Below are 19,391 nucleotides of genomic sequence, written 5' to 3'. Positions count from 1 at the left end.
TAGGCCCTGGGGCCCGGGTCCGGCCGGACGGTGCAATGGAGGCGGACGAGGAGGAGGGCGTCATGAGCCACGTGGTCGTCGGATACGACGGAACGAGCGAGAGCGAGCGGGCGCTGCGCTGGGCGGTCGAGGAGGCCCGGCTGCGGAGGCTGCCGCTCACGGTGTGCCACGCCTGGCGGTGGCCGTATCCGATCAGCTTCATGGACTACGAGGGCGTGGCCATCGTCCGCCGGATGGGCGAGCACATGCTGGACCACGGAGTGTCGCTCGCGCGCGAGCTGGCCCCCGGCGTGAAGGTGCACAAGCGGCTCGACAGCGGCGGTCCCTACGACTCGCTGGTGAACCAGGGGCCGGACGCCGAGCTCATCGTCATCGGCTCGCACCCGCCGGACGAGATGCCGGTGGGGTCGACCGCGCTGCGGGTGCCGGCCCGGGCCGACCGGCCGGTCGTGGTCGTGCGCTCGGCCGCCGCGCGCGACGGCCAGGTGGTCGTCGGCGTCGACGGCTCCGCCGGCGCGGACGCCGCGCTGGCGCTCGGCTTCGAGGAGGCCGCGCTGCGCGGCTGGCGGCTGCGCGCGGTGTACGGATGCTGGGAGCCCGGGGCCGCCCCCGACGGGGACCTGTCGCTGTTCGGTGAAGAGGACAAGCTCCGCCACGTGTGCGGATCGGTGCTGGAACGGGCGGTCGCGCCCTGGCTGGTCAAGTACCCCACCGTCCAGGCGACGACGTCGCTGCTGCTCGAGCCGCCCCGCCAGGCGCTGCTGGAGGCGGCCGAAGGCGCCACGCTGGCGGTGGTGGGAGCGCGGGGGGCCGGCGAGGTCGCCCCGCTGACGCTCGGCGCGACGAGCGACGCGCTGCTCAAGCACGCGCCCTGCACCGTCGCGATCGTCCCGCAGCGGATCGGATAGCGGCCCCGTCTCCATCCGGGACGGGGCCCTCGGACATCGAAGGTAGGCGAGTCAAGTGGGCATGGTGACCGCGGTGGATCTGGCGCGCGAGCCTTTCTTCGAGGGCATGAGGACCCTGGATCTGTCCAGGCTCGCGAAGGCGGCCCGGCACAGCGAGGTCCCGGCCGGGCGGCGCATGTTCGCGGAGGCCGCCCCGGCGGAGCGGTTCTGGCTCGTCCGGGACGGGATCGTGGCCGTGGACATGCTGGTCCCGGGCAGCGGGACGCTCGTCATCGACACCTTCGGGCCCGGCTCGGTGGTGGGCTGGTCATGGCTGTTCCGCCCGCACCGGTGGCGGTTCGGGGCGGTCGCCAGCACGCCGGTCCTGGCGATCGAGTTCGACGGCCGGCTCGTCCGGACGCTCAGCGCGGTGGACCCGTCGCTTGGCTACGAGCTGACGCGCCGCTTCGCCGAGCAGGTCGTCGGCCGCCTGGAGGCGACCCAGGCACGGCTCGCCCGGACCGCCCCCGAGACGCTGGGGCAGGCCGGCTGACGAGCGGAGCGGGGCTCTTCACGGAGCCGTTCGGTCGCGTTGGAGGGGGCAGCTCATGCATCGGGGTCCGCCGCGTCCGCGGCCGAGTTCGCCGCCGGGGATGGTGATGACCTCGATGCCGTGGTGGCGGAGCGTGGTGTTGGTGGTGGTGTTGCGTTCGTAGGCGATGACGGTGCCGGGGGCGATGGCCAGGACGTTGTCGCCGTCGTCCCATTGCTCGCGTTCGGCGGCGCGGACGTCCTGCTCGGCGGTCAGGACGCGGACGCGGGGCAGGTCCAGGGCGCGGGCGATCGCGGGGAACAGCGCCTCGTTCTCGTGCACGAGGACTTCGCGGCCGTGGTCGTGGCCGGGGGTGAGGGTGTAGGACCGCAGCGGCGGCAGCCCGGCGTAGACGGTGAAGGCGTCGTGGTCGACCATGGTCATCACGGTGTCCAGGTGCATGAACGCCCGCCGTTTGGGCAGCTGCGCGGCGATGACGCGGCGGACCGTGCCCGCGGTGAACAGCCGTTGGGCGAGCAGCTCGACGGCTTGCGGTGTGGTGCGTTCGCTCATGCCGATCAGGGCGAGGTCTTCGCTGAGGACGTGGATGTCGCCGCCCTCGATGGAGGGGAGCGCGTAGTCGGCGCCGGGGTACCAGACGGGGACGTTGTGGTCGGTGAACAGGGGGTGGTGGCGGTAGATGGCGTCGAGGTGGAGGGTTTCGCGTCGTCGGGCGGGTTTGGCCATGGGGTGCAGGGTGACGCCGTGGTGGATCCAGGCGGAGGGGTCGCGGGTGAACAGGTGGTTGGGCAGGGGCGGCAGGACGAAGTCGCTGTCGTCCAGTGATGCCAGGAGCAGGCTGTGGGCGGCCAGGCCCGTTTCGGCTTTGGTGAGTCCGCCGATGAGGTGGCGGGCCAGGGCGGCGGGGTCCAGGTCGTCCAGTGCGGCGCGGACCGGTCCGGCCAGGGTGGGGCCCAGGGCGGTCTGGGAGGCGGTGTGGTCGAGGACCAGGGCCCGGGCGTGGTCGAGTTTGAGGGTTTCGGCGAGCAGGTCGGTCAGGTAGTGGACGTGGACGCCGCGTTCGCGGAGGGTGTCGGCGAACACGTCGTGCTCCTGGCGGGCGCGTTTGGCCCACAGCACTTCGTCGAAGAGCAGGTCGTCCTTGTTGGCCGGGGTGAGGCGCAGCAGTTCCAGGTCGGGGCGGTGCAGCAGGACCTGCCGCAACCGCCCCACCTCAGAGGTGACGGTGAACACCGATGTCCCTTCTCTCAGGCGGCCCGTGCGGGCGGTTCGGGCTCGTCGGCCTGGACGGCCCCGAGGGCGGTGCGCTGGTCGCGGTATTTGAGCCAGGCGTAGACGGGCATGCCGGCGAAGATCAGCAGGGTGCCCTTGTAGACGACCTCGTAGCCCGACCCGGCGATGGCCCACACCGAGTACCCGAACGCCAGCAGCGCGATGACCGCGTCGCGGGCCAGCCGCCCACCCGAGAACGCGGCGCGGTCGGTGGCCAGCAGCACCAGCTCGGCGACCGCCGCGTAAGCGTAGGGAATGACGGTGGTCAGCGTGGCCAGCAAGATGATGAAGGTGAACTGGTCCACCAGGCCGGCGTTGTAGTTCATCAGCATCAGCCCCGTCACCAGCACACTGGACACCACCAGTCCCACCACCGGGACCCCGCCGCGCCCGGTGCGGGCGAACACCTTCGGGAACAGGCCGTCGCGCGCGGCGGCGAACGGGATCTGGCCCTGCAGCAGGATCCACCCGTTCAACGCCCCGAACGCGCTGATCGCCGCGCCCGCGGCGACCAGATCGGCCGCCCACCCCCCGAACGCCGCATCGGCGGCATCGGCGAACGGCGCCGTCGAGTCCGCCAACGCGGCCGCCGGGACCAGCCCCAGCACCGCCACCGTCCCCAGGATGTACACCAGCGCGGTCACAGCGGTCCCCGCGACGGTCGCACGCGGGATCGTCTTCTGGGGGTCCTTGACGTCCTCGGCCGGGACCGTCGCCGACTCCAGCCCGATGAACGACCACAACGTCAGCGCCGCCGCCGCCGTCACCGCACCGAACGCGCCCTGCCCGCTGGCGTTGAACTCCCCGAAATTGCCCGACTCCACGAAGAACAGCCCACCCACCGCGATCAGCAGCAGCGGCACCAGCTTGATCACGGTGGTGACCAGCTGCACCGCCCCGCCCTGCCGGACCCCGTAGGCGTTGACCGCCGTCAACCCCCAGATCGCCGTGAGCCCGACAGCCGCGGCCAGCACCTTGTCCTCGCCCAGCGAAGGCCAGAAATGCGCCAGGTAACCGACGAACGCGACCGCGATGGCCGCGTTCCCGGCCCACACCGCGATCCAGTACCCCCACGCGGTCTGGAACCCCACGAAATCACCGAACGCCCGCCGCGCGTAAGCGTAAGGACCACCGGTGCGGGGGTAGGCGCGGGCCAGCCGCGCGAACACCAGCGCCAGCAGGACCGCCCCCGCCGCGGTGAACCCCCACGCCACCACACTGATCGGCCCGTACTCGGCCAGCGAACTGGGAAGCAGGAACACCCCAGACCCGATCATGTTCCCCACCACCAAAGCCGTGGCCATCCACGGCCCCAACCTCCGGCGGACCGGCTGCGCACCCATCACTGCCTCCTCCTGTCAGCGGCCGTATCGCCGCTCAGACGTAGGGGCGGACGACGGCGACGGGGCAGTGGGCGTGGTGGATCACGCCGTGGCCGACCGACCCGAGCGGGAACGACCGCCCCCGCGACCCGACCACGACCAGATCCGCCTCGGCGGAGGCCTGCGCGAGCATCTGGACCGGGTGGCCGATGACGACGTCTTCGACGACCTTGAGGTCGGGGTGGCGCCTGCGCCACGGTGCCAGGGCCGCCGCAAGGCGGTCGTAGCGGGCGTTGGCGGCGAGTTCCACGTCCACGCCCGAACCGGCGGAGGACGCGGCGGGCCGCCAGGTGTGCAGGACGCGCAGCCGGGCGTCCCGGGCCTCGGCCGCGGCGAACGCGTGGTCGAGCGCGGGCGCGGGGTCCTCGGAAAGGTCCAGGCCGACCACGACCTCGCCGAGGGGGGTGTCCGAGTGTCCCCGGACGATGACCACCGGCCCGGGGTACTGCCCGGCCAGGTGCAGGCCGGTGGAGCCGAGCAGCATCGAGGCGAAGCCGCCCCGGCCGCGGTGGCCGACGACGACCTCGACGGCCTCGCCGGTGTAGTGCCGCAGCCCGCCGGCCACCGTCCTGTCGTGGACGAGCATGGTCTCGACCTTGAGGCCGGGGTGGCGGCGCAGGGCCGCGTCCCTCCCGGCGCGCAGGACCGGGTTCCAGGAGTCCACGAGCGCGGCGACTTCGCCGCCCGTGTTCCCGGGCGCGGTCTTCGTGGGGGTCTCCAGGACGTGCAGGACGTGCAGTTCCTTGCCGAGGCGCGCGGCCTCGTCCGCAGCCCAGCAGATGGCGCGATCGGAGGAGGCGGACCCGTCGGTTCCGACCAGGATCGCCGTTCGCTTCGTGGACATGTGCTTCTCCTGGGGGGTCGGTGGGGGTCAGTGCCCGGCGGTGGGGATCAGCGGAGGAAGCAGGAGCAGCTCATGAGCCCGCCGTGCCGTCGGCGCCGTGTCGCCGGTACCGGGGGTGTCCCGAGGGGTGCCCTCCAGGGCGGCGGCCAGCAGCCGGGCCGCCTCGGTCAATGCGGCGACCTGCCGCTCCAGCACCGCGACGCGATGTTCCAGAGCCGGGACGGACGAACCATGGGCAATCTGCCTCGCCATCGCGAAGCTCCTTTACGTCGGCGAGCCGCCCCGATGGCGGCCCCGGTGCCGACTCAAGCGTCGACCGTGGGCCCTTCCGCCCGTAGGGACCAACGTCCCCGCCCCGGCGGCGAGGGTCCCCTACGTCCCGGAAGAGGCACTCAGGCCCGTTCGCCGGAGAGCAGGGCGATGCCCTCGAAGCCGGGCGTCCACCAGAGCCGGCCCTCGGACGACACGCCGAGCGCCTCGACGTCCGGACGGGCCTCGGCCCATTCCCGGGCCGCGTCGCCCATGACGAAGGCCGCGGTGGCGAGCGCGTCGACGTCGGTGAGGTGGCGTCCGGCGAGCGTGATGGACGCGAGCCCCGCGGCGGGGCGCCCGGTGCGGGGATCGACGATGTGGTTCCCGCGCTCGGCGGTGCCCGAGGTCGCGACGGCGATGTCGCCACCGCACACGACCGCGATGAGCCCGGCGCGGTCGCGGGGGTCGGCGAGGCCGATCCGCCAGGGCTCCCCGGGCCCGGCCCCGCCGCGCGCCTGGATGTCGCCGCCGCCGTTCACGCAGTGGTCGTGCGCTCCGGCCTTGTGGAGGATCGTGGACGCCCGCTCGATCGCCCAGCCCTTGACCAGGCCGCTGGGATCGAGCCGGCCGCCGGGCCGGCAGGTGAACGCGCCGCCGGTGACCCGTTCGATCTCGGCGCCGAGTCGCAGGATCTCGGCGACCTCGGGATCGCAGTCGCCGAGCACCGCGCGGCCGTCCGCCAGCCGCGTGATCTGGCTGTCGGGACGGTAGGGGGAGAAGATCCGGTCGACGTGGTGCAGCCAGGCGACGGCCTGGGCGAGGGCCGCGGCGATCGACGGCGTGCGCGGGGTGCGGACGTCGAAGGAGAACACCGTCCCCATCACATGCTCGACGTGGCGGATCCCCTCAGGCACGGGCCTTGTCCAGGGCGCTCTGCAGGGAGGTGATGTACCCCTCGCTGGTGTAGGTGGCACCGGACACGGTGTCGATGCGCGCGTTGCCCGCCGCCAGGGCCTCCTTGGTGAGCTTGGGCAGGGCGAAGGCGGCGATCTCGCGGTCGCGGCCGTTCTCCGACGGGGAGCGCAGGACGCGGACGCCGGTGAGGTGGCCGGACGACATCGTGATCTGGACCTGGACGGGCCCGTAGCGGGTGTCGACGGTCTGGCCCCGGTAGGTCCCGTTCGCCAGGTTCGTTCCACCGCCCGACCCTCCGGCGGCCCCGCTGGTCGCCCCGCCGCCCGCGGTGGCCGGGGGAGCGGCGGGAGTCTCCTGCTGGTGCGGCTTCAGCGACAGCAGGAGCACGACCCCCGCGATCGTCGCGCTCGTCGTGAACACGGCTCGGCGCATGTGGTGGGGTCCCCTCAGAGCTCGAAGGATTCGGTCCGGACGTGGCGGCGCCGCACGCCCGCCTGCTGGAGTGCGCGATGGGCGGCGGCCATCATGCCGGGCGGTCCGCACAGGTAGACGTCCCGGTGCCGGATGTCGGGGACGAGGCCGCGCAGCGCCCGGCCGTTCAGCGGCAGGGAGTAGTGGGACGGCTCGTCCACGAAGTAGTAGGCCTGCGCGCCCCGCACGCGGGCGATGTCGTCCAGCTCGCCGCGCAGCGCCAGGTCCTCGGGGCGGCGGGCGAGGTAGACGAGGGTCACGTCGCCGGGCAGGGTCTCGAACAGCGTCCGCAGCGGGGTGATGCCGACGCCGCCGGCGATCAGGAGGGCCCGGTCGTGGCGCGGCCGGGCTCCGGTGAGCCCGCCGTAGGGCCCCTCCGCCCACACCCGCGTCCCGGGGCGGAGCCGGGCGAGGGCCCGGCTGTGGTCCCCGGCCTCCTTGACGGTGATCCGGAGCCGGTGCCCGCGGGGCGGTTCCGACAGGGAGTAGGGGTTGGCCGTCCACCAGTGGCCCGGGGCGAGAAACCGCCAGCGGAAGAACTGGCCCGGCTCGGCGCGCAGCTCGTCCAGGTGGCGGCCGCTCATGTAGACCGAGAAGACTCCGGGCGCCTCGGCGTGGACGGCGGTGACCCGCAGCCCGTGCCGGATCCCGCGCACCGCGGGCATCAGGAACCGGAACCAGGCGAGGGTGACGGCGACGCCGATGTACAGGGCGTACCAGGCCGCCTTCGCCCACGGCGATCCGGCGAACTGGGCGCCGTTGGCGAGCTGGTGCGAGAACGCGAGGAAGATCGCCAGATAGGTGGCGAAGTGCAGGTAGTGCCACGTCTCGTAGCGCATCCGCCGCCGGGCCGCCCGAGCGGAGGTGATCCCGACGGCCAGGAGCAGCAGGAACCCGGCCGTCCCCTTGAGCATCTCGGGATAGTCGATCACCACGGTCGCCGTCTCGTGGACGACGCTCGTGCCGGCCGTGACGGCGTACCCCCAGATGATCAGGAGGACGTGCGCGAGCACGAGGCAGACGGTGTACCGGCCGCCCATCGCGTGCCAGCGGGCGAGCCGGTCGGTGCCCACCCCGCGCTCCAGCGCCGGCACGCGGGCCATCAGGGCCAGGAGGACGGCGCACCCGTACCCGGCCAGCAGCCCGGTGACGCGCCCCGCCTCCGTCAGCCAGCCGTCGAGGCCGGTGACCGGTCCGGTGCTCTGCCACCACAGCGCCAGCACGGCGGCCGCGCCGGCGTAGATCAGCACCAGCGGCCACCACTGCGGGACGCGCCACGCCCGCCGCTTGACCCGCGGGGGCGGCCGCATGATGTCGTACCTGGTCGTGGTCATGGCGGCCACCATGCCAACGCAGTTTCTGCGTTCCCTCTGACACGATGGGGGAACGCGCCTCTCAGAGCCTTTTCAGAGGAAAGGCAGAAGTTGGAGAGGGATGCTGTCCGGACCATGACAAAGGACGAGCCCGCGGTGGCGGGCCTGCGGCGGGCCGACGGGACGCCCGTACGGGTCCTCGTCGTCGACGACGAACCGGACCTGGCGGAGGTGCTGTCGCGCGTGCTGGCCTCGGAGGGCTGGGCCGTGCGGACGGCCGGCGACGGTGCGGGCGCGCTCGCCGCCGCGCGCGACTTCGGCCCGGACGCCGTCGTGCTGGACGTGATGCTCCCCGACATCGACGGGCTCCAGGTGCTGCGGCGGCTGCGCGCCGACTCGCCCGACGTGTGCGTGCTGTTCCTGACGGCGAAGGACGCCGTCGAGGACCGCATCGCCGGCATCACCGCGGGCGGCGACGACTACGTGACCAAGCCGTTCAGCCTGGAGGAGGTCCTCGCGAGGCTGCGCGGGCTGCTGCGCAGGGCGGGCATGGCCCGGCAGGCCGACGCCGGGCGGCTGCTCACCGTCGGCGGCCTGGCCATGGACGAGGACGCCCGGGAGGTGACACGCGACGGCGAGGTCGTGGAACTGACCCCCACCGAGTTCGAACTGCTGCGGTTCCTGATGCGCAACCCGCGCCGGGTCCTCAGCAAGGCCCAGATCCTCGACCGCGTCTGGGACTACGACTTCGGCGGCCAGGCCCACGTCGTCGAGCTGTACATCAGCTACCTGCGCAAGAAGATCGACGCCGGCCGGTCGCCGATGATCCACACCGTGCGCGGCATCGGGTACGTGCTGAAACCGGGTGCTTCGTGAGGGGCCCGCGCACGCTGCGGGCCCGGCTCACCGCCGGGCTGCTCGTCCTGCTGGCACTGAGCTGCCTCGCCGTGGGGATCGCCACGGCGACCGCTCTCGACCGGTTCCTCGTCGGCCGGCTGGACGAGCAGCTCACGGCGTCCGGCGGGCGGTTCCCGGCGAGCCTGGAGCACGAGCGGCGCAAGGACGCCGACGACCACCCCGACACCCGCGGGCAGGCGCCCGGGACGTTCGGCGCGCGGCTCTTCGGCCGCACCGTGACGGAGGCCGCCGTCGTGCGCGACAGTTCCGACGAGCCCGTGCCGCTCGACGACGCCGACAGGCGCGCCCTGGCCGACCTCCCGCCCGACGCCCGGGGGCGCTCCCTCGACCTGTCGGCGCTGGAGGAGTACCGGGTGATGGCGCTCCGCGGCGACGACGGCGACGTCCTGGTCACCGGGCTGCCGCTGCGGCCCGCCGAGGAGACGCTGCACCGCCTCATCATGGTGGAGGCGGTTGTCTTCGCGGCCGTGCTCGCCGTCGCCGGGATCGCGGCGGCGGCCTGGGTGCGCCTGGCCCTGCGCCCCCTGCGGCGGGTCGCCGCGACCGCGTCCCGGGTCACCGAGCTGCCGCTGGCCAGCGGCGAGGTGGCGATGCCCGAGCGCGTCCGGGGCACCGACCCCCGCACCGAGGTCGGGCAGGTCGGCGCCGCGCTCAACCGGATGCTCGGCCATGTCGAGAACGCGCTGGCCCGCCGGCACGCGAGCGAGGAGCGCCTCCGGCGCTTCGCCGCCGACGCCAGCCACGAGCTGCGGACCCCGGTCGCGGCGGTCCGCGGCCACGCCGAACTCGCGCTGCGCACGTCCGAGCCCGTCCCGGCCGAGGTGCGGCACGCGCTCGGGCGCATCGAGGCCGAGTCGGTCCGGATGTCCGAACTGGTCGACGACCTGCTGCTCCTCGCCCGCCTGGACGCCGGCCGCCCGCTGGAGGCCGACGCGGTCGACCTGACCCGCATCGTCCTGGACGCCACCGCCGACGCCCGCGCGGTCGGTCAGGGGCACCGCTGGGAGCTGGTCCTGCCGGAGGAGCCCGTGACCGTCACCGGGGACGCGCGCCGCCTCCACCAGCTGGTCGCCAACCTGCTCGCCAACGCGCGCGCCCACACGCCCTCGGGCACGCACGTCACCGTGCGGCTCGCCGTCGAGGGGTCCGCCGTAGTGCTCGACGTGGAGGACGACGGCCCCGGCATCCCGGCCGAGCTGCGCGAAGAGGTCTTCCAGCGCTTCGTCCGCGCCGACAAGGGCCGGGCGCGCAGCGCGGGCGGCACCGGGCTGGGGCTGGCCATCGTCCAGGCGGTGGCCGCCGCCCACGGGGGCCGCGCCGAACTCGTCGCCGGGGAGCACACCGTCTTCCGCGTGACCCTTCCGATCTCCGGGGCCGGAGCCCCGTAGCGGGCTCCGGCCCCGTGGACGGCGCGGACGGCCGTGCGTGTCGCTACCGGGGTGCGCCGCTACCGGGGTGCGGGCGTGTGCCGGCGGCGGGTGTCCCCGTACTGGGCGGTGCTCTCCACCCGGGCGCGCAGCCGGGTCCCGGCCAGGCTGATCGCCTCCGGCATCGTGGCCGCCGCGGCGTGGGCGTTGACCGGCTGGCCGTTGAGGTCCACCCGGAACGAGACCAGGTGGGGCCGCGGGACGGCGGGGTCGTGGAGGACGCTGAGCGTGGCCTTCGCGTACAGGACGGGACGCGGGGCGTGCGCCAGCGCCCGGGCGACGACCTCGCGCGCCCGCCGCAGGTCGTCCTGCGAAACGTCCTTGGTGGTCGCGAACTGGATGTGGAGCTCGTCCGGAGCTATGGCGGGCAACGTGGGCCTCCCTATTCGCTTGGGCGGGTGACACCAGCATTGGCCTCGTCCGGGGGGCTCCCCAGGGACCTTGGTCACTTCAGACCCGGCCTTAGGGCCGCCATGAATCAGCCGAGGGCGAGGATCCGCATGACAAGGCGCGCGGTCCGGCCGCCCTCCTGCTCCGCGACACCGAGCGCCGCCGGAACGTCGAGGTCGTCGAGGAGCGCCCGCACCGCGGCGGCCTCGGCCGCGTCGGAGGAGTTCCCCCGGCCCGCCGCGGCGTGCAGCCGCTCCAGGTCGGCCGCGGCGCGGTCGAGGGAGCCGGGCGCGTAGTCCCAGTCGCTCGCCCAGGGCTCGGTGAGGAGCATGAACCGGACGGCCGCCGGCGGGTGGTCCTGGATCAGGTCGGAGACCAGCACCAGGTTGCCGGTGGACTTGGCCATCTTCGCGCCGTCGCGGCAGACCATGCCCACGTGCAGCCACGCCCGGGAGAACGGCCGTACGCCCGTCAGCGCCTCGGCCATGGCGGACTCGTAGGCGTGGTGGGGGAAGCGCAGGTCGGTGCCGCCCGCGTGCAGGTCCAGGGCGGGGCCGAACGCCGTCATGGCCATCGCGGCGCACTCGGCGTGCCAGCCCGGCCGTCCCGCGCTCCAGGGGCTGGGCCAGGCCGGTTCGCCCGAGCGCGACGGACGCCAGACCGCGACGTCGAACGGATCGTCCTTGCCGGGATCGCCCGGTGCGTCGCCGTACTCGGCGAGGAGAGCACGGGCCTCCTCGGCGTCGAGGCCCGCGTGCCGCGGGACGTCGCCGCCGCGGAAGAGGACCGCGCCGTCCCGGACGTAGGCGCGGCCCGAGGCGAGGAGGCCCTGGGCGAGCGCGACGACCTCGCCGACATGGGTGTGCGCGCGGGGCTGGAGGTCGACCGCGTGGACGCCGAGGGCCTCCAGGTCGCGTTCGAAGTAGAACTGCTGCACGGCGGCGAAGCTGTCGTACGGGCTGCCCGCGCGGTGCGCCGCCTGGTCCAGCACGTCGTCGACGTCGGTGACGTTGCGGCAGACCCGCACCTCGGCGCCGGCGTGCCGCAGGACGCGCGCGGCGACGTCGGCCCAGACGAACGTGCGGGCATGGCCGAGATGGGTCGCGTCGTACGGGGTGATCCCGCAGACGTACATGCGGGCGGGGCCGACGACCGGGAGGGGCCGGCCGCCGATCCGCAGGGTGCGGTCGGGTGCGTTGAGGTCCACGAGCGTGCCGTTCGTCCGGGTGCCAGGGCGCATTCCTCCTGTTCTACCCGGGACGGGGCTTTCCCGCCGGGGGACGAAGGTCCCGGCGACCGGTGACCTTGGGGCGCTGACCCGCGGTGCCGGCCCGTCCGACGCTGGGGGCATGACGGAGAGCCTTTCCGGCACGCGCGTGTTCGCGCTGCTGACCGACGGGACGCAGGTCGAGATCAGGGGGCTGGGCGAGCCGGACCGGGAGGCGGTGCGCGACCTGCACCGGGGGCTGAATGACGAGAGCCTCTACCTCCGTTTCTTCGGCCTCAACCGGGCCGTCGCCGAGCAGGTCGCCGCCCGGGTCTGCCGCGCGGACGGCGAGGGCCACGCGGCGCTCGGCGCGTGGCTGCGGGGCGAGCTGGCCGGCATCGCGGAGTACGAGCCGACCGACGTGCCGGGGGAGGCCGAGTTCGCGGTGGTCGTCGCCGACCGGGCGCACCACCGGGGAGTCGGGACGCTGCTGCTGGAGCACCTCGGATCCCTGGCCCGCTCGCGGGGGATCGTGGCCTTCCGCGCCGACACCCTCGCCGAGAACACCGCGATGCTGCGCGTCTTCGCCGACGCCGGGATGGCGGCCCGGCGCCGGTCCTCGGGAAGCGTGGTCGAGCTGACGCTGCCGCTGGTCTCCGACGAGGGGTACCTGGACGCGGTGGCCGAACGGGAGCGGCGCGCGGACGTGGCGAGCCTGGAGCCGCTGCTGCGGCCCCGGACGGTCGCGGTCGTCGGGGCGTCCCGGCGGCCGGGGACGGTCGGGGCCGAGATCCTGCGCAACATCCTCTCCGCCGGGTTCGAGGGCGCCGTCCACGCGGTGAACCCGCACGCCGCCGGGGGCGACCTGCACGGGGCGCCCTGCGTGGCGACGCCCGCCGACCTGCCGGAGCGGCCCGACCTGGTGGTCGTCGCGGTGCCCGCCGCCGCCGTCGTCCGCGCGGCGGCCGAGTGCGGGCGCGCCGGGGCACGCGCGCTGGTGGTGGTCGGCTCGGGGCTGACCGCGGTCCAGGGGCGCGACCTGCTGGCGGTCTGCCGGGAGCACGGCATGCGGCTGGTCGGCCCGAACTGCCTGGGCACCGCGAACACGGCGATCTCGCTCGACGCGACGTTCGGCGCCGCGCATCCCGTTCCGGGGACCGCGGGCGTGGCGGTGCAGTCGGGCGGCGTCGGGATCGCGCTGCTGGAGCAGCTGTCCCGGCTGGGGATCGGGGTCTCCTCGTTCGCCTCGGTCGGCGACAAGTACGACGTCAGCGCCAACGACCTGCTCATGTGGTGGGAGTCGGACGAGATGACCCGGGTCGGGATCCTGCACGTGGAGTCGTTCGGCAACCCGCGCAAGTTCGCCAGGACGGCGCGCCGGGTGGCCGCCCGGATGCCGCTGCTGACCGTGCTCGCCGGGCGCTCGGCGCCCGGCACGCGGGCCGCCGCCTCCCACACCGCGGCCGCCGCGACCCCGGAGACCACGCGCCGGGCCCTGTTCCGGCAGGCGGGCATCGTCGCCACCGACGATCTCGGGGAGCTGGTGGACGCCGCGGCGCTGCTGGCGAGCCGGCCGCTCCCGGCGGGGCCGCGCGTCGCGGTGGTGACCAACGCGGGGGGCGCGGGGGTCCTCGCGGCCGACGCCTGCGCCGACGCGGGACTCACGGTCCCCCTCCTCGGCTCGGCCGCGCGGCGCCGCCTCTGCGCGATGCTTCCCGAGTGCGCGGCGGTCACGAACCCCGTCGACACCACGGCCGCGGTCTCCGCCGAGCTGTTCCGGGAGGCCCTCGACGCGGTCGCCTCGGACGAGTCCGTCGACATGGTCCTCGCCATCGTGGCGCCGACGGCCCTGGCCGATCTGCGCGGAGCGCTCGGCGGCGGCGGCAAGCCGGTCGCCGCCGTCGTGCTCGGCCAGGCCGAGACCGTTGTGATCAACGAGAGGGGCGTCCCCTGCTACGCCTATCCGGAGAACGCCGTCCGCGCGTTCGCCCGCGCCTTCTCCTATGCGCGGCGGCGGGGACTGCCGCCCGGCGCGCCCCCGGAGCTGCCCGGCCTGCTGCCGGTGGAGGCGGCCGCCATCATCGAGGAGTTCCTGGCCGCGGAGCCGGAGGGCGGCTGGCTGCCGCCCGTCGACGCCTTCCGGCTGCTGGAGTCCTACGGCCTCCCCCTGGCCCCCTGGTGCTGGGGCCGGACCGAGGACGAGGCCGCCTCGGCGGCCCGCGAGATGGGCGTCCCGGTCGCGATGAAGGCGCACGTGCCGGGCGTCCTGCACAAGACGGCCGCGGGAGCCCTGCGGCTGGGTCTGGAGGGGGAGCGGGACGTCCGCGAAGCCTTCCGGAGCCTCGCCGCGCGTTTCGGCGAAGGCCTGGAGGGCGTGGTCGTCCAGGCCATGGTGGACGAGGGCGTCGAGGTGCTGTGCGGAGCCGTCCAGGAAGAGGTGTTCGGGGCGGTCGTCGTCTTCGGCGCGGGCGGCGTCGACACCGACGCCCTCGCGGACCGCACCGCCCGGCTCGCTCCGCTGACCGAGCAGGAGGCCGACGACCTGATCCGCGAGCCGCGCCTGTCGGCGCTGCTGCTCGGCCATCCCGCCCGTCCGCGCGGCGACGTCGCCGGGCTGCGCGAGGTCCTGCTGCGGCTGTCCAGGCTCGCGGCCGACCACCCCGAGATCGCCGAGCTCGACCTCAACCCCACCGTCGTCCGCCCGGACGCGGTGGTGGCCGTCGACGCCCGCGTCAGGCTCGTGCCCAGGCGTGCCTGGGACCCCTATCTGCGCCGCCTCCGGTGACGGGAAGAGACCGTGAGACATCACCAAGAGACCGCCCTGCGTCGCCCCCAGGGACCGAGCGGCGCCCCGGACGACAGCGTCTCGACCGCCGATCCGCGCGACCCCCTGCCCCGGCTCCGCGAGGAGCTGCGGACGGGGGAGCGAGGGCTGTCCGAACGCGAGGCGGCCCGCAGGCTGGCGGTCTACGGGCCCAACCAGGTCCGGCGCCGCGAGAGGCGCTCCCTGGCGAGACTGCTGTCCGCCCAGTTCCTCCACCCCCTGGCGCTGCTGCTGTGGGGCGCGGGCTTCCTGGCGTTCGTGGCGGGCATGCCGGTGCTGGGCTGGGCGATCCTGGCCGTGATCCTGGTGAACGCGGTGTTCGCGCTGCTCCAGGAGCACCAGGCCGAGCGGGCGGTCGAGGCGCTGGCCGCCTACCTGCCGGAGAAGGCCCGCGTAGTACGGGACGGGACTCCGCGCGCGGTGGAGGTCACCGGACTCGTCCCAGGGGACCTGATCCTCCTGGAGGAGGGCGACAAGGTCCCCGCCGACGCCCGGCTCACCGACGGGGCCCTGGAACTCGACCTGTCGATGCTGACCGGCGAGTCGGCCCCCGTGGACAGGGTGGCGGCCCCGGCGGAGCAGGGCGTATCCCTGCTCCAGGAGCCCAACCTGGTGTTCTCCGGGACGACCTGCACCGGGGGAGAGGCGCGGGCGATCGTGTTCGCGACCGGCGGCCACACCGAGCTCGGCCGCATCGCGGCGCTCAGCCAGCGCGCCCCCCGCGGGGAGAGCCCGCTGGAGGCCCAGGTCAAGAAGGTCGCCTGGCTGATCGCCGCGGTCGCGGTCGGCATGGGCGCGGTCTTCCTTCTGATCGGCGCGCTGGTCGGCCTGCCGCTGACCGACGCGCTGATGTTCGCGATCGGGCTGCTGGTCGCCAACGTCCCCGAGGGGCTCCTGCCGACCATCACCCTCGCGCTCGCGGTCGGGGTCCGGGTCCTCGCCCGGCAGGGCGCGGTCGTCAAGCGGCTCAGCGCGGTCGAGACGCTCGGCTCCACCAACGTCATCTGCACCGACAAGACCGGCACCCTCACGCAGAACCGGATGCGGCTCCAGTCCTTCTGGACCCCGGACGGCGGCACGGTCACGGCCCCCGGTGAGGCGCCGCCCGCCGAGCTGGCGCGCGCGATGACCGAGTGCACGACCGTCACCCGCGGCGAGGGCGGCGACCTGCAAGGCGACCCGACCGAGATCGCCCTCGTCCTGGGCGGCGCCGGGCCCGACCCGGGGGCCGCCATGAAGGCGCGCGACGACCGGCGCCGCGCCGTCTTCCGGTTCGACGCCCGCCTGCGGTTGATGTCGGTCGTCGCCCAGCGCGACGACCACCTGGCCGTGTACGTCAAGGGCGCGCCCGAGGCGGTGCTGGACCGCTGCCCCGGCGCGGACCGGCGAGCGGTCATGGGCGTCGTGGAGGAGCTCGCCCGCCGCGGGCTGCGGGTGCTGGCGGTCGCCGACCGCGACCTGCCGCCCGGCGCCGCCCTCCCGCAAGCGCGGGAGGACGCCGAGACCGGGCTCCGCGTCCTCGGGCTCGTCGGGCTGTACGACCCGCCCCGCCCGGAGGTCGCGGACGCCGTGCGCCGCTGCCACGACGCGGGGCTGCGCGTCCACATCGTCACCGGCGACAACGGCGCCACCGCCGCGGCCGTCGCGGCGGAGGTCGGCATCGGGGTCCCGCGCCTGCGCGTGGTGGCCGAGTCCGAGAAGGTGCACGACCACGAGCTGGACGAGCTGCTGACCGGCGACGCCGAGATCGTCTTCGCCCGCTCGTCGCCGGAGACCAAGCTCAAGGTCGCCGACGCGCTGCGCGCCCACGGGAAGATCGTGGCGATGACCGGGGACGGCGCCAACGACGCCCCCGCCCTGCACCAGGCCCACATCGGCGTGGCCATGGGACGCTCGGGCACCGACGTGGCCCGCGAGGCCTCCACGATGGTGCTGACCGACGACAACTTCGCCACGATCGTCACCGCCGTGGAGTCCGGCCGGCGCGTCTACGACAACGTCCGCAAGTTCATCCTCTACATCTTCGCCCACGCCGTCCCGGAGATCGTCCCGTTCCTGGTGTTCGCGCTCAGCGGCGGCCTGGTTCCGCTGCCCCTCACCGTCCTGCAGATCCTCGCCATCGACCTCGGCACCGAGACGCTCCCCGCGCTGGCCCTCGGCCGCGAACCCGCCGAACCCGGCATCATGAGCCGGCCGCCCCGCCCGTCCTCCCAGGGCGTCATCTCCCGCGACATGCTGGTCCGCGCATGGGGCTACCTCGGCCTGGTGTCCGCCGTCCTGGTCATGTCGGTGTTCTTCTACACGCTGTGGCGGGCCGGCTGGCGGCCCGGCGACGCCACCGGCGCGGGCGCCGCCCTGCACCACGCCTATCTGACCGCGACCACCGCCACGTTCGCGGGCCTGGTCACCTGCCAGATCGGCACCGCCATGGCCGCCCGCACCGACCACGCGTCCCTCCGCGAGGTGGGCCTCACCACCAACCCGCTCCTGCTGGCGGGCATCGCCTTCGAGGTGCTGTTCGCCGCCGCCCTGATCTACCTGCCGCCCTTCCAGCACCTCTTCGGCACGGCCGCCCTCCCCCCGGACGTCCTGGGCATCATCGCCGTCTTCCCCGTCATCGTCTGGGCCGCGGACGAACTCCGCCGCCGCCACCGCCGCCGCGCCCGCCCCGCCCCGGCGGCGGTCGGCGCGCGCTGATGGTCCCGGCGTCTCAGGGCGCGGGGTGCGCGGTCCGCGCCGCTTCCCCGGCGAGCTCGTCGACGCCGTCGCGGATGCCCGCGCACAGCGTCCGAAGGTCGGGCAGGGCCTCGTGGTCGCCGGTGACCCCGAACGACAGGACGCCGTCGTAGGAGACGATGCCGACGGAGACGCGCAGTCCGGCGACGATCGGGATGTAGGGATCCATCTCCACCATCCGGCGCCCCATCGCGTACAGCGGGAAGGAGGGGCCGGGGACGTTGGTGACGATCGTGTGGACCAGCGGCTGCCGCAGCCGCAGCGCCGTGTGCGCGGCCAGCGAGAACAGCCCCGGGGCGCCCCCCAGGAGCTGTATGAAGGCTTCGAGTCCCGCGGCCTGGTGCGCGCTCTTCGCGCCGTCCATCTGCTCCCGCAGCAGCCGCAGGCGGCGCACGGGGTCCGGCACCCCGCACGGCAGGTCCGCCAGGACCGCCGACACCCGGTTCGCCAGGACCCCGCGCTCGCCGGGCGACCGGACCGAGACGGGGACGAGGGCGCGGACGGTCGAGTCCGCGGTGAGCTCGCCGCGGGCGGCCAGCAGCGCCCGGAAGCCCGAGGTCGTAGCGGCGAGCGCGGCGTCGTTGACCGATCCGCCGAAGGCGCGCCTGATCCGGGTCACCTCGTCGAGCCCGGCGTACGTCCGCGACCAGCGCCGCAGCGGGACGGTCGGGCCGTTGAGCGAGGACGCGCCGGGCCCGCTGAGACGCGCGGCGTAGCCGGGCACCGCGCCCGCGACGGCCATCGAGTCGCGCAGGGCCGGGAGGAAGAGCCGGGCGGCCTGCCGCCCGAGCCCCCTCATCCGGTCCGCGACGGCGCCGCGGACGACGGCCCGTCCCGAGGGCTCGGGGTCGGGCGTCCACAGCCGGGGATCGGCGGGCGACCAGCCGGGGCCCGCGTCGAGCAGCACGGCCAGCAGGTCGATCCCGGCCAGCCCGTCGACCATGCAGTGGTGCACCTTGGAGATCAGGGCCCATCGACCGCCCTCCAGGCCCTCGACCAGCCACACCTCCCACGGGGAGCGGGTGAGGTCCAGCCGCCGGCCGAGGACGCGGCTCGCCAGCTCTTCCAGCTCGCCCGGGCCGCCGGGCGGGGGCACCTCCACGTGCCGGACGTGGTCGGCCATCCGGAAGCGGTCGTCGTCGACCCAGACCGGGTGAGCGAGGCGGAGCGGGACCGTCCGGACGCGCTGCCGGCAGCGGGGCGCGAACCGCAGCCTGGCGAAGATCTCCCGCACCAGCTCCGCGTGGCCGGGCGCGGGTCCCTCGAACACGGTCACCGTGCCGATCTGGAGCGGCGTCGTGTCGTTCTCGGCGAAGAACATCCCCGCGTCCAGCGAGTTCATCCGCTCCATCGCGCACCTCCGGCGTGGCGTCTCGGGCCTGTCAGGTCGAGCGGGAGCGGCGGTCGAAGTCGGCCCATTCCTCGTCCCACCGGCGGTAGCGGCGCCTGTCGCAGCGGTGGCGCAGCAGCAGGTAGAGGGCGAGCAGCGGCAGTCCCGCCCCCGTCGCGGCCGCCGCGCCCGCCGACACGTCGTCGCCGATGGTCCGCATGTGCTTGCGCGGCCCCGTCTCGCCCAGCCTGCCGCCGGGGCCCGCCCACAGCTCGCGCCGCTCGCCGAGCTGGGTCGCCTTCCAGCTGGTGTAGTGGCCGGTCCGCGAAGCGCCGTCCGGGTCCGTCCAGGCCGCGGTGACCTCGCGCCCGGACTCCAGCGGCCTGACCCCGATCACCGTCGCGTCCACCCGGTGGCGCGTCGCGGCCTCGTACCGTTCGGCGCGGACCCCCGCGCCGTGGACGGGCCCGACGACGTGGGCGCAGACGACCGGGGCCGCGACCAGGAAGACGAGGAGCAGGAGCAGTCCGATCCGCCACTGGACCCGGTCCACGTGCCTGCGCAGGGGATTGCCGTCGAACCCGCAACGGCGCCGCAAGCGGTCCGCGCGCGTCCTGGCGTCCGGCGGCTTCATCTCCAGCCCCCCTCAACAAGGCGAGACGCGGTCTAC

Annotated in this window: 17 protein-coding genes; 6 read left to right on the top strand and 11 right to left on the bottom strand. The window is 74.6% G+C overall.

From position 1 onward, the window contains the following. Positions 1-62: 62 nt before the first annotated feature. Together FKD65_RS07570 and FKD65_RS07565 are read left to right on the top strand one after the other, a co-directional pair. Positions 63-908 carry a universal stress protein gene (locus FKD65_RS07570; RefSeq protein WP_141576791.1) on the top strand — a complete coding sequence of 282 codons (846 nt, stop codon included), beginning with the start codon at positions 63-65 and terminating at the stop codon, positions 906-908. Between the two features lie 106 nt (positions 909-1,014). Continuing rightward, on the top strand, positions 1,015-1,440 hold the full coding sequence (locus tag FKD65_RS07565) for a cyclic nucleotide-binding domain-containing protein (protein WP_168220975.1): 426 nt from the start codon (positions 1,015-1,017) through the stop codon (positions 1,438-1,440). 18 nt (positions 1,441-1,458) lie between these two features. Here FKD65_RS07565 and FKD65_RS07560 read toward each other — a convergent pair whose 3' ends face one another. The 7 genes from FKD65_RS07560 to FKD65_RS07530 all read right to left on the bottom strand — a co-directional run bounded on the left by FKD65_RS07560 (position 1,459) and on the right by FKD65_RS07530 (position 7,910). Continuing rightward, positions 1,459-2,673, bottom strand: coding sequence for an arginine deiminase (locus tag FKD65_RS07560; protein WP_205718594.1), 1,215 nt, complete (start codon positions 2,671-2,673; stop codon positions 1,459-1,461). A gap of 14 nt (positions 2,674-2,687) precedes the next feature. Next, positions 2,688-4,016: an amino acid permease gene (locus FKD65_RS07555; RefSeq protein WP_302931590.1), complete on the bottom strand. Its 1,329-nt coding sequence runs from the start codon at positions 4,014-4,016 to the stop codon at positions 2,688-2,690. 73 nt (positions 4,017-4,089) lie between these two features. Then, positions 4,090-4,938 (bottom strand): universal stress protein, encoded by an 849-nt coding sequence (locus tag FKD65_RS07550; RefSeq protein WP_141576788.1) that lies wholly within the window; start codon positions 4,936-4,938, stop codon positions 4,090-4,092. A gap of 27 nt (positions 4,939-4,965) precedes the next feature. Beyond that, positions 4,966-5,190, bottom strand: coding sequence for a hypothetical protein (locus FKD65_RS07545; RefSeq protein ID WP_141576787.1), 225 nt, complete (start codon positions 5,188-5,190; stop codon positions 4,966-4,968). Positions 5,191-5,330: 140 nt separating this feature from the next. Beyond that, positions 5,331-6,104, bottom strand: a complete 774-nt coding sequence (locus FKD65_RS07540) for an FAD:protein FMN transferase (protein ID WP_205718592.1) — start codon at positions 6,102-6,104, stop codon at positions 5,331-5,333. Then, complete coding sequence (locus FKD65_RS07535; protein WP_141576786.1) at positions 6,097-6,537, bottom strand: FMN-binding protein; 441 nt, start codon at positions 6,535-6,537, stop codon at positions 6,097-6,099. Before FKD65_RS07535 ends, FKD65_RS07540 begins: the two co-directional genes overlap by 8 nt. 14 nt (positions 6,538-6,551) lie before the next feature. Continuing rightward, positions 6,552-7,910, bottom strand: a complete 1,359-nt coding sequence (locus FKD65_RS07530; RefSeq protein ID WP_240810013.1) for a ferric reductase-like transmembrane domain-containing protein — start codon at positions 7,908-7,910, stop codon at positions 6,552-6,554. Between the two features lie 114 nt (positions 7,911-8,024). Between FKD65_RS07530 and FKD65_RS07525 the strand changes: the two genes are divergently transcribed. Further along, complete coding sequence (locus tag FKD65_RS07525; protein WP_141576785.1) at positions 8,025-8,765, top strand: response regulator transcription factor; 741 nt, start codon at positions 8,025-8,027, stop codon at positions 8,763-8,765. Next, positions 8,762-10,195: a cell wall metabolism sensor histidine kinase WalK gene (locus FKD65_RS07520; protein ID WP_141576784.1), complete on the top strand. Its 1,434-nt coding sequence runs from the start codon at positions 8,762-8,764 to the stop codon at positions 10,193-10,195. Before FKD65_RS07525 ends, FKD65_RS07520 begins: the two co-directional genes overlap by 4 nt. A 59-nt stretch (positions 10,196-10,254) precedes the next feature. Here the strand turns inward: FKD65_RS07520 and FKD65_RS07515 are convergent, their stop codons facing one another. Both FKD65_RS07515 and FKD65_RS07510 read right to left on the bottom strand, forming a co-directional pair. After that, a complete protein-coding gene (locus FKD65_RS07515; RefSeq protein ID WP_141576783.1) occupies positions 10,255-10,605 on the bottom strand; it encodes a hypothetical protein in 351 nt (116 codons plus the stop codon). Positions 10,606-10,712: 107 nt separating this feature from the next. Next, a complete protein-coding gene (locus FKD65_RS07510; protein ID WP_141576782.1) occupies positions 10,713-11,864 on the bottom strand; it encodes a class I tRNA ligase family protein in 1,152 nt (383 codons plus the stop codon). Between the two features lie 109 nt (positions 11,865-11,973). Here FKD65_RS07510 and FKD65_RS07505 point away from each other — a divergent pair, with 109 nt between their 5' ends. After that, positions 11,974-14,616, top strand: coding sequence for a bifunctional GNAT family N-acetyltransferase/acetate--CoA ligase family protein (locus FKD65_RS07505; protein ID WP_141576781.1), 2,643 nt, complete (start codon positions 11,974-11,976; stop codon positions 14,614-14,616). A gap of 12 nt (positions 14,617-14,628) precedes the next feature. Further along, the gene (locus tag FKD65_RS07500) at positions 14,629-17,352 is read left to right on the top strand and encodes a cation-transporting P-type ATPase (RefSeq protein WP_205718590.1); all 2,724 of its coding nucleotides are present in this window, start codon (positions 14,629-14,631) and stop codon (positions 17,350-17,352) included. A 13-nt stretch (positions 17,353-17,365) separates the two neighbouring features. On the opposite strand, the gene FKD65_RS07495 is transcribed toward FKD65_RS07500, so the two are convergent. Then, positions 17,366-18,742, bottom strand: coding sequence for a wax ester/triacylglycerol synthase family O-acyltransferase (locus FKD65_RS07495; RefSeq protein ID WP_141576780.1), 1,377 nt, complete (start codon positions 18,740-18,742; stop codon positions 17,366-17,368). Between the two features lie 31 nt (positions 18,743-18,773). After that, positions 18,774-19,355, bottom strand: a complete 582-nt coding sequence (locus FKD65_RS07490; RefSeq protein WP_141576779.1) for a hypothetical protein — start codon at positions 19,353-19,355, stop codon at positions 18,774-18,776. Positions 19,356-19,391: the final 36 nt, after the last annotated feature.

This window comes from Actinomadura sp. WMMA1423, from assembly GCF_006547145.1.
In the GTDB taxonomy this organism is placed as follows: Bacteria; Actinomycetota; Actinomycetes; order Streptosporangiales; family Streptosporangiaceae; genus Spirillospora.
The sequence above is the reverse complement of the archived record's forward strand: the minus strand, read 5'-3'. Positions and strand labels throughout refer to the sequence as shown.

Excerpts from the sequence above, each read along its gene's own strand:
- FKD65_RS07555 (WP_302931590.1), bottom strand. The coding sequence starts at position 4,016 with ATGGCCACGGCTTTGGTGGTGGGGAACATGATCGGGTCTGGGGTGTTC.
- FKD65_RS07530 (WP_240810013.1), bottom strand. The coding sequence starts at position 7,910 with ATGACCACGACCAGGTACGACATCATGCGGCCGCCCCCGCGGGTCAAG.
- FKD65_RS07525 (WP_141576785.1), top strand. The coding sequence starts at position 8,025 with ATGACAAAGGACGAGCCCGCGGTGGCGGGCCTGCGGCGGGCCGACGGG.
- FKD65_RS07495 (WP_141576780.1), bottom strand. The coding sequence starts at position 18,742 with ATGGAGCGGATGAACTCGCTGGACGCGGGGATGTTCTTCGCCGAGAAC.
- FKD65_RS07550 (WP_141576788.1), bottom strand. The coding sequence starts at position 4,938 with ATGTCCACGAAGCGAACGGCGATCCTGGTCGGAACCGACGGGTCCGCC.
- FKD65_RS07510 (WP_141576782.1), bottom strand. The coding sequence starts at position 11,864 with ATGCGCCCTGGCACCCGGACGAACGGCACGCTCGTGGACCTCAACGCA.
- FKD65_RS07490 (WP_141576779.1), bottom strand. The coding sequence starts at position 19,355 with ATGAAGCCGCCGGACGCCAGGACGCGCGCGGACCGCTTGCGGCGCCGT.
- FKD65_RS07570 (WP_141576791.1), top strand. The coding sequence starts at position 63 with ATGAGCCACGTGGTCGTCGGATACGACGGAACGAGCGAGAGCGAGCGG.
- FKD65_RS07545 (WP_141576787.1), bottom strand. The coding sequence starts at position 5,190 with ATGGCGAGGCAGATTGCCCATGGTTCGTCCGTCCCGGCTCTGGAACAT.
- FKD65_RS07565 (WP_168220975.1), top strand. The coding sequence starts at position 1,015 with ATGAGGACCCTGGATCTGTCCAGGCTCGCGAAGGCGGCCCGGCACAGC.
- FKD65_RS07535 (WP_141576786.1), bottom strand. The coding sequence starts at position 6,537 with ATGCGCCGAGCCGTGTTCACGACGAGCGCGACGATCGCGGGGGTCGTG.
- FKD65_RS07505 (WP_141576781.1), top strand. The coding sequence starts at position 11,974 with ATGACGGAGAGCCTTTCCGGCACGCGCGTGTTCGCGCTGCTGACCGAC.